This is a genomic window from Shinella zoogloeoides (assembly GCF_003574625.1).
In the GTDB taxonomy this organism is placed as follows: domain Bacteria; phylum Pseudomonadota; class Alphaproteobacteria; order Rhizobiales; family Rhizobiaceae; genus Shinella; species Shinella zoogloeoides_A.
The window spans coordinates 302,802-313,809 of record NZ_QNUJ01000001.1 but is presented as its reverse complement, the minus strand read 5'-3'; the positions used below and the strand labels follow the sequence as shown (position 1 = coordinate 313,809).

Annotated in this window: 13 protein-coding genes; 6 read left to right on the top strand and 7 right to left on the bottom strand. The window is 61.8% G+C overall.

Annotation, left to right across the window (positions count from 1 at the left end; genetic code table 11):
- Window positions 1–50: 50 nt before the first annotated feature.
- Complete coding sequence (locus DSD28_RS01525) at window positions 51–1,172, bottom strand: substrate-binding domain-containing protein (RefSeq protein ID WP_119254588.1); 1,122 nt, start codon at window positions 1,170–1,172, stop codon at window positions 51–53.
- Window positions 1,173–1,215: 43 nt separating this feature from the next.
- A complete protein-coding gene (locus DSD28_RS01520) occupies window positions 1,216–2,028 on the bottom strand; it encodes a sugar phosphate isomerase/epimerase family protein (protein WP_119254587.1) in 813 nt (270 codons plus the stop codon).
- A gap of 193 nt (window positions 2,029–2,221) precedes the next feature.
- On the opposite strand from DSD28_RS01520, the gene DSD28_RS01515 reads away from it, so the two are divergent.
- Complete coding sequence (locus DSD28_RS01515; protein ID WP_119254586.1) at window positions 2,222–3,574, top strand: ROK family protein; 1,353 nt, start codon at window positions 2,222–2,224, stop codon at window positions 3,572–3,574.
- Between the two features lie 10 nt (window positions 3,575–3,584).
- A complete protein-coding gene (locus DSD28_RS01510; protein WP_119254585.1) occupies window positions 3,585–4,598 on the top strand; it encodes a substrate-binding domain-containing protein in 1,014 nt (337 codons plus the stop codon).
- A gap of 105 nt (window positions 4,599–4,703) precedes the next feature.
- On the opposite strand, the gene DSD28_RS01505 is transcribed toward DSD28_RS01510, so the two are convergent.
- The gene (locus tag DSD28_RS01505; protein WP_119254953.1) at window positions 4,704–5,618 is read right to left on the bottom strand and encodes a LysR family transcriptional regulator; all 915 of its coding nucleotides are present in this window, start codon (window positions 5,616–5,618) and stop codon (window positions 4,704–4,706) included.
- Between the two features lie 140 nt (window positions 5,619–5,758).
- On the opposite strand from DSD28_RS01505, the gene DSD28_RS01500 reads away from it, so the two are divergent.
- The 4 genes from DSD28_RS01500 to DSD28_RS01485 all read left to right on the top strand — a co-directional run bounded on the left by DSD28_RS01500 (window position 5,759) and on the right by DSD28_RS01485 (window position 8,603).
- Window positions 5,759–6,238, top strand: a complete 480-nt coding sequence (locus DSD28_RS01500) for a carboxymuconolactone decarboxylase family protein (protein ID WP_119254584.1) — start codon at window positions 5,759–5,761, stop codon at window positions 6,236–6,238.
- Between the two features lie 71 nt (window positions 6,239–6,309).
- Window positions 6,310–7,062 (top strand): SDR family oxidoreductase, encoded by a 753-nt coding sequence (locus tag DSD28_RS01495; RefSeq protein WP_119254583.1) that lies wholly within the window; start codon window positions 6,310–6,312, stop codon window positions 7,060–7,062.
- Between the two features lie 23 nt (window positions 7,063–7,085).
- Entirely contained in the window at window positions 7,086–7,508 is a 423-nt protein-coding gene (locus DSD28_RS01490) for a cupin domain-containing protein (protein ID WP_119254582.1), read from the top strand.
- Window positions 7,509–7,577: 69 nt separating this feature from the next.
- Complete coding sequence (locus tag DSD28_RS01485) at window positions 7,578–8,603, top strand: mechanosensitive ion channel family protein (protein WP_119254581.1); 1,026 nt, start codon at window positions 7,578–7,580, stop codon at window positions 8,601–8,603.
- On the opposite strand, the gene DSD28_RS01480 is transcribed toward DSD28_RS01485, so the two are convergent.
- The 4 genes from DSD28_RS01480 to DSD28_RS01465 all read right to left on the bottom strand — a co-directional run bounded on the left by DSD28_RS01480 (window position 8,586) and on the right by DSD28_RS01465 (window position 11,007).
- Entirely contained in the window at window positions 8,586–9,074 is a 489-nt protein-coding gene (locus tag DSD28_RS01480; RefSeq protein WP_119254580.1) for an RrF2 family transcriptional regulator, read from the bottom strand. The genes DSD28_RS01485 and DSD28_RS01480 overlap by 18 nt on opposite strands.
- A gap of 168 nt (window positions 9,075–9,242) precedes the next feature.
- Complete coding sequence (locus DSD28_RS01475) at window positions 9,243–10,304, bottom strand: AbrB family transcriptional regulator (RefSeq protein WP_162911178.1); 1,062 nt, start codon at window positions 10,302–10,304, stop codon at window positions 9,243–9,245.
- Window positions 10,292–10,591 carry an antibiotic biosynthesis monooxygenase family protein gene (locus DSD28_RS01470; protein WP_119254578.1) on the bottom strand — a complete coding sequence of 100 codons (300 nt, stop codon included), beginning with the start codon at window positions 10,589–10,591 and terminating at the stop codon, window positions 10,292–10,294. Before DSD28_RS01470 ends, DSD28_RS01475 begins: the two co-directional genes overlap by 13 nt.
- The gene (locus tag DSD28_RS01465; RefSeq protein ID WP_119254577.1) at window positions 10,588–11,007 is read right to left on the bottom strand and encodes a cupin domain-containing protein; all 420 of its coding nucleotides are present in this window, start codon (window positions 11,005–11,007) and stop codon (window positions 10,588–10,590) included. The genes DSD28_RS01470 and DSD28_RS01465 overlap by 4 nt, the downstream gene beginning before the upstream one ends.
- Window position 11,008: the final 1 nt, after the last annotated feature.

Below are 11,008 nucleotides of genomic sequence, written 5' to 3'. Positions count from 1 at the left end.
GGCTCATGCCATGCGGCGCGGGGCACGCTCGTTGCCCCGCACCGCATCCGTCACTGTCCGAGGCTTGACTTGATGTTGTCGGTCGCCTCGGCCGAATAAACGGCCTTCCAGCCGTCGAGCAGCGTCTCGCGCGTCACCGGCAGAGCCGGCAGCGCGACGAAAGCGGGCGCCTGCTTTCCAAGCAGCGCGTAGCCGGCAAGCTTGGCTTCGACCACGCCGGCATCGTAAGGCCGCTGGGCACCGAGCCCCTTGACGAAACCGCCCTGGGCCATCGAGATCGCCACGTTCTCGCCGAGATCGATCGTGGTAATGACAAGATCGTCGCGGCCGGCAACGCGCGCTGCCGAGATCACGCCTTCTGCCGGCACGTCCCAGACCGCCCATATACCCTTGACGTTCGGGTTCGAGGTCAGGATGGCGGATGCCGCCTTTTCCGCATCACCCGAGAAGTCCGGGCCGCCGATACCCTGCTCGGCCACGATCTTGATGTTCGGATAGTCCGACGCGATCGTCGCCTTGAAGCCATCGTAGCGCTGCTTGGTGACGAAGAAATCGGCAGCATGGAAGACCAGTCCGATATCGCCTTCGCCATTCAACGCCTTGGCCATGAGATGAGCCGCAGCGACGCCGTTGCCGTAGTTGTCAGCCGAAACCACGGATACGTAATCCTTCCCGGCCACAAAACCGGTCGGCACGTTATCCATGAAAACAAGCTTGGTGCCGGCCTCCGCAGCCGCCTTGTAAGCTGCGGCGGTCGCCGTCGGATCAGTCGGGATCGAAACGATGATGCCCGGCTTCTGCGCCATGATCGTCTCGAGGTCGGATACCTGCTTTTCAGGCTTGAAGCCGGCGTCGGTCACCGCAAGAACCTTGATGCCCATGGCGGCGAACTGCGTCTGCAGGCCGTTGATCTGAGCCCGCGACCAGTCGTTGCCGCCGTAGTGCATGACGATGGCGGCCGTCGCGTTCATGGTCTGGATCTTGGCCAGCTCCTCATCGGTAAGCGTGACGTCCGAGGCCGGCGATGGAGATTCGCCTGAGGGGCCTTTTGAAAGAACGGTCTTCTGAAGCTCCGCAAGCGCGGTATCCGGATCGGCGACGGCCGGTGCGGCAAAGGCAAATGCGAGCGTCAGCACGGCGGCTGTGCCCAAAAGGCTTCGTCTTGAAATCATAACTTCCTCCTCCCGAAAGTGGGGCTTCGCCCCGGTGCGGCCGTCAGGCCGATTTGAGATAGGCCATGCTGGCCTTCGCCCCCTCCAGCGGATCGGGCCAGCTATCGAGTTCGGCACAGATCCACCCGCCGAAGCCGACTTCCCGGAGTGCGGCGACTATGCCGTCCGTCGGCACGTCACCGCGGTCGATGGGCGTGAAAGCGAAGGGCTTCCTCTGCAAGCCCTTGAGATGCACATAGGAAATGCGGGCCGCATGCTCGCGGATCAGCGCCGCCGGGTCACCGCCAGCGGCAGCGAGATGGGCGGTATCCGGGCAAAAATCGATTCCCGTGAGCGCGAAGATCTTGCGCACCTCTGCCGGTCCCTCGACGATCGTCGAAAGATGCGGATGATAGTGGGCGACAAGGCCGCGTGCCTCGGCGATTTCCTTCACGCGGTCGAGGGCCGCGGCGAGCTTGTGATAATCCGCCTCGCGGATGCCGTCGAAGCGCTTCGCCCCGCCGCCGACGATGAGATGCGGCGCACCGAGTTCGGCAGCGCGATCCGCCGCGCGGACGACCCGCGCCAGCTCCTCGGGAAGGATGTCATCGAAGATGAAGTTGCCGCCGGCATAGGTCGCGACCAGCATCAGGCCATTGTCGCCAAGCAGCGCCCGCATCTCAGCGGCGCTGAAATCCAGCAAATTGCCGTCGAACAGTTCGACACCTTCGTAACCGGCTGACGCGATATCGGCAAAGGCACGGCGCATGTCGCCGAAGGTTCGATAGGCAAGATTGGTGATCGACGTAACGCCAACGGCGTCCCCGCCAAGGTTGCCCCAGCAATTCGCATGATAGGCGAGCTTGAACTCCGACATCGGCGCCTCCTCCCAGTGACCGTCTCGACTTCAGTGGCTCCGTCTTACGGTGACAAAAAATCTATGTCAATAATTTACACGCATATCATCGTAATCTTTTGCAGATTTAATACAAAAGATTAGAGTTGCCAGCCGAAAGCTGGCTAGCTATCACATCGGGCGAGGATCGGAATCGCGGGGAAAGGATGCGGTCATGCCAAGGATGGCATCTGTGGAGGCGGACATCCGCCCGCGACGCAAGGGGCGCCCCAGCGTCTCGGAAACCGCTGCCCCGAGCCTCGTGGACATCCTCAATCTCGTCAGGACCGGCCGCGCGACGACCCGCCAGGAGATCGAGCGGCAAAGCGAACTCGGCCGCGCCGTGGTCGCGGACCGGCTCGGCACGCTGGGTGAACTCGGCCTGGTTGACGAAAGCGAACTGGGCGCCGCCACCGGCGGCCGCGCGCCGCGCCTCGTGCGCTTTGCCGCCGACCGCGGCCGCATTCTCGTCGCCACGCTCGATCAGACCGCGCTTGGCGTCGGCATTGCCGATCTCGCCGGCTCCCTCATTATGGAACACCACGAGGCGACCGAACTCACCCAGCCGGCGCCCGGCCTTGCAGACCGTCTCGTGACGCTTTTCCGCTGGATTCTGGAGCGGCAGGCAAACCCGCCGCTTTATGGCATCTCGATATCCGTTCCCGGCGCCGTGCCCGATGGTGGGGAAGTGTTTTTCCAGCGCACCACGCCCGCCGTATTGCCGGGCTGGGACAGTTTTCCCCTGGTCGAGACGCTCGTCGCCACCTTCGATGCACCGGTATGGCTGCGCTCCAGCGTCGAAACGATGACGATGGGCGAACTGCATGCGGGCGCTGGTGAGAGCAACCGCACCATGCTGTTCGTCAAGGTCGGCAAACGCATCGGCGCCGGCCTCGCCAGCAACGGTGAACTCTTCCGCGGCGCGCAGGGCGCGGTCGGCCTCATCGGCTCCGTACCCGTGACGGCGGGCGAGCGGAGCGGCACGCTCGAGGCCATGGCCGGATCAGACCATATCGCGCAGGAGGGCAGGCTTGCCGCCGAACGCGGCCTTAGCCCCACCCTTGCCGATCATCTGCGACGAGGCAGCCCCGTCACTGCACTCGAGGTCGCGCAGGCCGCGCAGATGGGCGACGTAGCGGCGATCGACATTCTATCCCAGAGCGGGCGCCTGATCGGCCAGGTCGTCGCCACGCTCGCCAATATGCTCAATCCCGAACTCATCGTGCTCTCGGGCTCGATTGCACAGACGAACGACATCCTGCTCGCCTCGGCCCGCGAGGCGATCTACGGCGCCTGTCATCCGCTGGTAAGCCGCGACCTGCAGATCGTGCGCTCCCAGATGGGCAATTCGTCGGGCCTCGTCGGCGCCGCGATCGTCGCCGCCGAAGGCCTCTTCGGGCCTTCGCTGCTGCGCGATTGGATCATGGCAGGCAGGCCGCAGGCCCATCCACTGTTCCAGCAGATGAAGGCCCAGATCATGGACCGCAGGACATTTGAGGGAAATACTGTCCGTCCCCCGGACATGTGAGGAGGATGCAATGACCATTACCGGTCTCGGACCGCATGGAGAGCGGGCCTCGGCGCCCGAGCGGGTCCTGCTTTTGCCCGAGGACATGGCGCGGGCGCGGGCCGGCGGCTTCCGGGTGGCGATTGTGCTGCATACGCTGGCCAGCGACTGGGCGAAACAGCAGATTTCCGGCATCGTCGGAACACTCGGCAATTGCGGTATCGCCGTCATCGAGGTCGTCGACTGCGCGTTCACGCCGGAGGTGCAGATCGAAGCGCTGGACCGGTTGATCGGCGAGGTGCCGGACGCCATCATCTCGCTGCCTGTCGCCAATTCGAAGGTCGCCGCTGCCCACGCCCGAGTCGCGGCGGCCGGCATCAAGCTCGTCCTTCTCGACAATGCGCCGACAGGCCTCCTGCCGGGCAAGGATTACATCTCGCTCGTCTCGGCAGACAATTTCGGCCTTGGCAAAATCGCCGCCGAGGGGCTTTCGCCGCATGTGCCTAACGGCGCCGAGGTTGGTGTACTCGGCTACGACGCCGACTTCTTCGCGACGAACGAGCGCGAGATAGCCTTCGTGAAATGGATGCAAGTCAATCGCCCGGATGTGAATCTACGCATCCGGCGGTTTTCGACCTTGGCGGATGCTGGCCTGACCACCCACGCCCTTCTTACCGAGCGCCCCGACCTCGCAGGCCTCTTCGTCGTCTGGGATACGCCCGCCATCGCCGCGATAGAGGCGCTTCGCGCATTGGATCGTCGCCTTCCGATGGTAACGGCCGATCTCGGCCACGATGCGGCGATCGCGCTTGCGGCGCACGAACCGCTGGTCGCCATCGCCGCCCAGCAGCCTTTCCGCCAAGGAGAAACAGCCGCCTCCATTGTGGTGAGCACCCTCCTCGGTCGATTACCGCCGGCCTGGATTGCTCTTCCCGGCCTCGCCGTAACCTCCGCCAATGTCGTCGAGTGCTTCCAGACCGTTTGGCGCATGCCGGCGCCCCGAGAGGTTCTTCAAAAGCTCAGCCTCGTCCGGACCACAACCTAACGAGCTATTCGCTTCGCTGTTCTCAATGCTCTTGAATAGATCCGAACCGACGTCATCCGTCGGCCCCCCTAACTCGCGATTAGCTAGCTTGCGAGACTTCTGACATCACGCAGTTGCTGCCACCTCCCCCATCAGTTCATCCCGGCTAACGGTATCGACCAGGAACTCCAGAACGGCGCGGACACGCAGCGGGAGATTGCGACGCGAGGCGTAGACGACGGAGATCGGCAACCGTTCGGGTCGAAAGGCGGGCATCACTTCGACAAGGCACCCTGTGGCGATGTCATCGGCTGCCAGAATGTGGGACAGCACAGCCAGCCCGCCGCCGGCGAGCGCGGCCCGGCGCACCGCTACCGTATTGTTGAACATCAACCTGGGAGTGAGCTTGACCCTCTCGATGTCGGCCCCGTTCGAAAAGCTCCAGGACCGTTCCTCGCCGCCCCGGTTGTAGCAGATGCAATCATGGCTCGGGATTTCAAACGGATGGCCCGGAATACCGCGCCTTTGGAGATAGCCGGGCGCCGCGACGAGGAAGGCGGTCGTCCAGCCGATCCGGCGACAGATCAGACTGCTATCGGATACATCGCCTATGCGAACTTCGAGATCGATGCCCTCGCCAACGAGGTCAGAAGAATGTTCGCGAAAGACGATATCGACTGACAAACCAGGCCGGCCCGCCAGGAAGGCGGGAAGCTGATCGCTGATGTAGAGGCCAAGCGCTGCTGGCAGGCTCATCTTGACCCTACCAGAAGTCACGATGCCGTCCGGCGAGGCCGTTTCGCCAAGCGCTTCCACCGCGTCGATAACCTTTTGCGCCATCGGGATCATCTGCTCTCCCTCGACGGTCAGGCGCAGTGCGTTGGTTGTCCGGTGAAACAGTCGGGTGCTGTAGTGCTCCTCGAGCGAAGACACCTGCCTCGACACCGCCGGCTGGGTCAGCCCGAGATCAAGCGCTGCAGCAGAGAACGACCCGGTCTCCGCAACTCGGAGGAACGATCTCAGCGCTGAAACGACATCCATCCCGATCGCCTTTCTGTGCCCCATACCAATACGAATAAGCGTTATGCCGAAACCTTAGACCGGTTTCGATTGCGCGTCCATCCATTACGGATATTCTATATCCATAAGGATATTTTAAGTCCTTAATAGAGGAGAACGCCATGACGCAGCGCCTGAACTATGCCGCCCAGTCGCCTGAATTTTTCAAGAAAGTCTCTGAACTCAGCATGTCGTTGAAGGACAGCGTGATCGAGCAGTCGATCCGCGACCTCGTCAATATTCGTGCTTCCCAGATCAATGGCTGCGGCTTTTGCCTCGACATGCATGTGAAGGAAGCGAAGATCCACGGCGAGAGCGAACTGCGCCTCTATCACGTCGCGATCTGGCGTGAATCCAACTTGTTCGCGCCCCGTGAGCGGGCGGCGCTGGCCTGGACCGAAGCCGTCACCGAGCTGCCCAAGGGCGGCATTCCCGACGAACTGTACGAACGGGTCCGTGGCCAGCTTTCCGAGAAGGAAATTTCCGACCTGACTTTCTCGATCATGGCCATCAATGCCTGGAACCGCGCCAGCATCGCCTTCAAGGCCGTACCCGGCTCGGCGGACAAGCTTTACGGCCTGGAAAGGGCCGGCCTCAACTGAGCATTTCCAGTCGACACGGTGGCGCTTCTGCGCCGGATAATGATGTAAAAACAGCAGACAGAGGGAAGATCATGAAAATCGTCATCATCGGCGGAACCGGCCTGATCGGTTCGAAGACCACGGAACGTCTGCGGGCAAAAGGCCACGACGTGATCGCTGCCTCGCCGAACACCGGGGTCAATACAATCACCGGCGAAGGTCTCGCCGAAGCGCTCGCCGGGGCCGAGGTCGTCCTCGATCTCGCCAATTCCCCGTCGTTCGAAGACAAGGCGGTGATGGAGTTTTTCGAGACTTCCGGTCGCAACCTGCTTGCAGCAGAAAAGCGCGCCGGCGTGAAACACCACGTCGCGCTGTCCGTCGTAGGGACGGAGCGCCTGCAGGAAAGTGGCTACTTCCGGGCCAAACTCATTCAGGAAAAGCTGATCCGCGAGGCCGGCATTCCCTACACGATTGTCCACTCCACCCAGTTCATGGAGTTTCTCGCCGGGATCGCCCAGTCGGCCCTGATCGAGGGCAAGGTTCATCTGTCCCCGGCCTTTGTTCAGCCGATCGCCTCCGATGACGTCGCGGACGCGATGGTCGACGTGGCGCTTGGAAACCCCATGAATGGACTGATCGAGATTGCGGGCCCCGAGCGCTTCCGGCTCAACGAGCTGGTCGCCCGCTATCTGGAATCGACGGGTGATACCCGGCAGGTCGTTGCCGATCCGCAGGCCAGATATTTTGGCGCGCACCTGGAAGATGGCTCGCTCGTCTCCGACGACAATCCACGCCTAGGCAAAATCGGCTTCGAACAGTGGTTCGCCACCGCGCCACGCAAATGACCCGTCTTGAAAGGAAGAATATCATGATCAGTAAGACATTTGCCGCGATGGCCATCACGGCGCTCGCCGCTGGTGGCGCCGCCGCGCACGATGCACCGGGCGGTTCGGCATCCAAGGTCACCCTTGTCTATGAGCATCAATTGCCCACTGTGCCGGGCAAGAGCCTCAAAGGCGTTCTCGTCGAATACGGTCCGGGTGGCTATTCGGACGCGCACACGCATCCTGAAAGTGCCTTCATCTATGCCACGGTGCTGGAAGGATCGATCCTCAGCCAGGTCAATGACGGTCCGGTCAGGGAATACAAGGCCGGCGAAAACTTCTCCGAGATGCCGGGCGACCGCCACGGCGTCAGCAAGAATGGCAGCGACGAGAAGCCCGCCAAGCTCCTTGCCGTCTTCGTGGTCGACACCGATCAGAAGGACCTGACCTTCCCGCTCAGGAAGTGACGGCCTCAGCAGGGTCGGATGCAACAACCACATCCGGCCCTTCTTCCTCATCATCCCGGAGCGACCCGCATGGCCGGCGACCTGCCCTCTCTCACATTCCCAATCGTCGATCTCCTTGGTGTGATCGGCATCATTGTCTGGCATGCGCAGGGCAAGGGTCGACCGACGGCGCGCCTTATCGTTCAAATCCTTTTTTTTACAGCGATGACAGTCACCCTGCTGTCGTCCGGTATTCTTCCGCATCGGGGAACGGCAGGTGAACTGGACGGCGTGAATGCCTATCTCGGCACATCCGCGCGCATTCTCTGGTGGGTTCATCTCGCATGGGCGACGATCGGATTTGTGCGCCTCTACATCGTCCTCGATCGCAGGCCGCAGGAGGCGAGGTTGATCCAGGATCTGATCGTCGCCGGCGTTTACCTCGGCGTCACTCTCTCCATCATCGGCTTTGTATTTGGCGCACCGATCGGGACACTCGTCGCGACCTCCGGTGTCGTCGCCATCATCCTGGGCCTTGCATTGCAGAACACCTTGGGCGACCTGTTTTCAGGCGTGGCCCTCACGCTTGGCCGCCCGTTTTCGATAGAGGACTGGATCCAGCTCGCGGATGGTACAGAAGGACGCGTCATCCAGAACAACTGGCGCTCGACGCAAATCCTCACGCCGGCACACAACGTCGTCATAGTGCCCAACAGCGCTCTCGCAAAACTCAGCCTCACCAATCTCACGCGCCCGGATGAATCGCATCTCGTCACGCTGGTCATCCGCATTGTGGCCGACCGGCATCCTTCTGCAATCGGTGCTGTTCTGACATCCGCACTCAAGGATTGCCGGTACATCGTCCAGGAACCGCCTCCTGTGGCCGCGTTGAAGGGCATCGATGCGATCGCGGTGGATGTCGAATTGCAGTTCCGCGTTCTCAGCCCGGCCGATCGCACACCGGCGCGCAACGAGGTCATCGATGTCGTCAGCCGCCATTGTGGGTCGCATGGTCTTCACTTCGCCGTGCCGGCCCACGCCTACCTCGTTGTCCCGAACGAGATGCGTGATGACAGCCAGGCAAGACCACTCGCCATTCTACCCGGCGCGTTTTAACACCCAGTCGAAGGTTCCGGCCCAGATGCCCGGATCGATCTCCTGCTCCAGTATCGTCGCAAGGTCGGCAAGCGTGACCCTGCGAAGAGCTGCCCGCCAGGCTTCGTCAGCCTCCCACATGATCCTCGCCACGGCGCATGGGCCACTCTCGCAGTAGCCTTTCGGTCGGCAGGGATTGTTGGCCCGGATGTTTTGGCAAACGAATGTCCGCCCGGTCCCCTCGACCGCCTCGACGACATCCAGAAATGTAAGCTCTGCCGGCGGCTTCGCCAGACGGTAGCCCCCCGACGGGCCAAGCGTCGTGTGAACAAGACCTGCCTGTGACAGGCTTTGCAGGGCTTTGGAAAGATATTCCTTTGGAAGCCCGTGGAATTCCGCCAGCGCTTTGGTCGACAGATATCGCCCTTCAGGCAGGCCAGCGAGAATGGCGCAACAGTGGAGCGCCCATTCGACTTGGCTCTTGAGAATCATGCGGGAGCGCCCAAGCTTTTGAATTACGGATAAATCTTATCCCTATTTGGTAGCCTTGTAAATGAGCGCGTCCCGTCCGGGGTTTCCGAGTTTCAGCCCGCTCTTGAAAGGAATCGAACCGGCGACCAGCCGATTAGAACCGTAGCCGCATTGAAAACCTGCTTCAAATCATCGGCTAAGGAGAAACCGAAACGTCACGCCTGCACCCGCCACGACCGTTAGCACGCGAACAATGTGATGCAGAACGACGAAGGGCACCTCGACATTGAGCGAAAGCGCGATCAGGCTCATCTCAGCAACGCCACCGGGGGAGTAGGCCAGCACATAGGCAATGAAGCGATCCCCGCCGACAAGGGCGAGTGTCGAGGCGAATGCGGCTGTGCCGAGCAACATAATGAAGGTGGCGCCCACCGAGAACACCATGGCCTGCAGCACGATGCGAGGCGAGGCCCCCGCAAAGCGGCAGCCGATGGTCGCGCCGATGACGACCTGCGCGCCCGCGAGCGCCACTGCCGGCAACTCGAAATCCGTGACGCCGGCAAGATGCAACGCTGCACTCAGGAGCATGGGGCCGACGAGAAAGCGGGCCGGCAACCGCAGGACAGTTCCGAGTGTCACCCCTCCGATCACGGCGGCGGCGAACCACAAGAGATCGTCAAACGCGACGGTCGCCGAGGCCGTAGACGTTGCGCCCGTGCGGCCGATGTCGAAACCGGTCAAAGTCTCGATCAGGAACGGCAGGGTCAGGACCACCAGAAAAATCCGGGCGGCATGGATGAGCGCAATCATACGCTCATCGCCACCCTTTTCAGAGCCAAGCGTTATCATCTCCACAAGCCCGCCGGGCATCGCCGAGAAATAGGCGGTGACCGGATCGAGCCGGGCGACACGTCGGAAATAGAGGAAGGCCAGCCCACCGGTCACAGCAATGAAAACGACAAGGCCGGCAAGAGAAACGATCCAAGAGCCAGCGTGCTGGAAGATGTCCGGGGAAAACGACGTGCCAAGCATCGCACCGATCACCGCTGTCATGGGTGGCCGGGCATGTTTCGGCAAGGACACCGGGATTCGCAGGAATGCGGACAGAGCCGTGACCAGCATTGCCCCGATCAACCACGCGAGCGGCATATGCAACAGCCACATCAGGTAACCGCCAATGGCGGCTATGGCGAGCGTCAGCGCAAACAGACCCGCTGACCTCATGACGTTCGGCCTCATCACCTGTAGCACGCGACCTCTTGCGTGTGCGTGACGACCGGGGGCGCGGCAAAATATGTACCGACCAATCCACGCCATGTCTGAAAGTCGGCAGAACTGCGAAAACCGATCATATGGTCCTCGACGGTCTCCCATTCGACGACGAGACGATAGATGCCGGGGTTTTCCATCACGCGCTGAAGCGACACACCGTGGCACCCTTTCGCGCGCAGAAAGAGTGGTGCGGCTTTTTCGACGCCGCGCTCGAAATCGATCTCCTGTCCCGTCGTGATTGTCAGTTCGGCGATTTCTCGGATCATTCCGTTTCTCCCCGCCTATGACCATGCTCAGCATCGATCGAGTGCTCCTCGCCAGTCGCGATCATCGTGCGGGTGGCATCGATCGAGGCATAGACCCAGAAGATCCGCATCGGTTCGGTGTCCGACGCGTTGATGAAGCGATGCGGCACGTTCGCAGGGATCCATGTCGTGTCATTGGGGCCGAGCGGATAGCGGACGCCATCGATCTCGGCGATGGCCTGACCGTCGAGGATCGTCACGCTTTCCTCGCAATTGTGTTTGTGCAAACCAATTGCCGCGCCCGGATCGAAGGCTGTAATGCCGTTGATCATGCTGGTGGAGCCGCATTTGCGCGTGACCAACGGGGTGGTGCGCGCACCGTTTCCACGATCGTTCGTCTTGAGTTCACGCGGGCGCAGGATAGCGGGTTCAGACATA

Bases quoted from the DNA above. Each gene is read 5' to 3' on its own strand.
- DSD28_RS01525 (WP_119254588.1), bottom strand. From the start codon at position 1,172: ATGATTTCAAGACGAAGCCTTTTGGGCACAGCCGCCGTGCTGACGCTC.
- DSD28_RS01520 (WP_119254587.1), bottom strand. From the start codon at position 2,028: ATGTCGGAGTTCAAGCTCGCCTATCATGCGAATTGCTGGGGCAACCTT.
- DSD28_RS01515 (WP_119254586.1), top strand. From the start codon at position 2,222: ATGCCAAGGATGGCATCTGTGGAGGCGGACATCCGCCCGCGACGCAAG.
- DSD28_RS01510 (WP_119254585.1), top strand. From the start codon at position 3,585: ATGACCATTACCGGTCTCGGACCGCATGGAGAGCGGGCCTCGGCGCCC.
- DSD28_RS01505 (WP_119254953.1), bottom strand. From the start codon at position 5,618: ATGGATGTCGTTTCAGCGCTGAGATCGTTCCTCCGAGTTGCGGAGACC.
- DSD28_RS01500 (WP_119254584.1), top strand. From the start codon at position 5,759: ATGACGCAGCGCCTGAACTATGCCGCCCAGTCGCCTGAATTTTTCAAG.
- DSD28_RS01495 (WP_119254583.1), top strand. From the start codon at position 6,310: ATGAAAATCGTCATCATCGGCGGAACCGGCCTGATCGGTTCGAAGACC.
- DSD28_RS01490 (WP_119254582.1), top strand. From the start codon at position 7,086: ATGATCAGTAAGACATTTGCCGCGATGGCCATCACGGCGCTCGCCGCT.
- DSD28_RS01485 (WP_119254581.1), top strand. From the start codon at position 7,578: ATGGCCGGCGACCTGCCCTCTCTCACATTCCCAATCGTCGATCTCCTT.
- DSD28_RS01480 (WP_119254580.1), bottom strand. From the start codon at position 9,074: ATGATTCTCAAGAGCCAAGTCGAATGGGCGCTCCACTGTTGCGCCATT.
- DSD28_RS01470 (WP_119254578.1), bottom strand. From the start codon at position 10,591: ATGATCCGAGAAATCGCCGAACTGACAATCACGACGGGACAGGAGATC.
- DSD28_RS01465 (WP_119254577.1), bottom strand. From the start codon at position 11,007: ATGTCTGAACCCGCTATCCTGCGCCCGCGTGAACTCAAGACGAACGAT.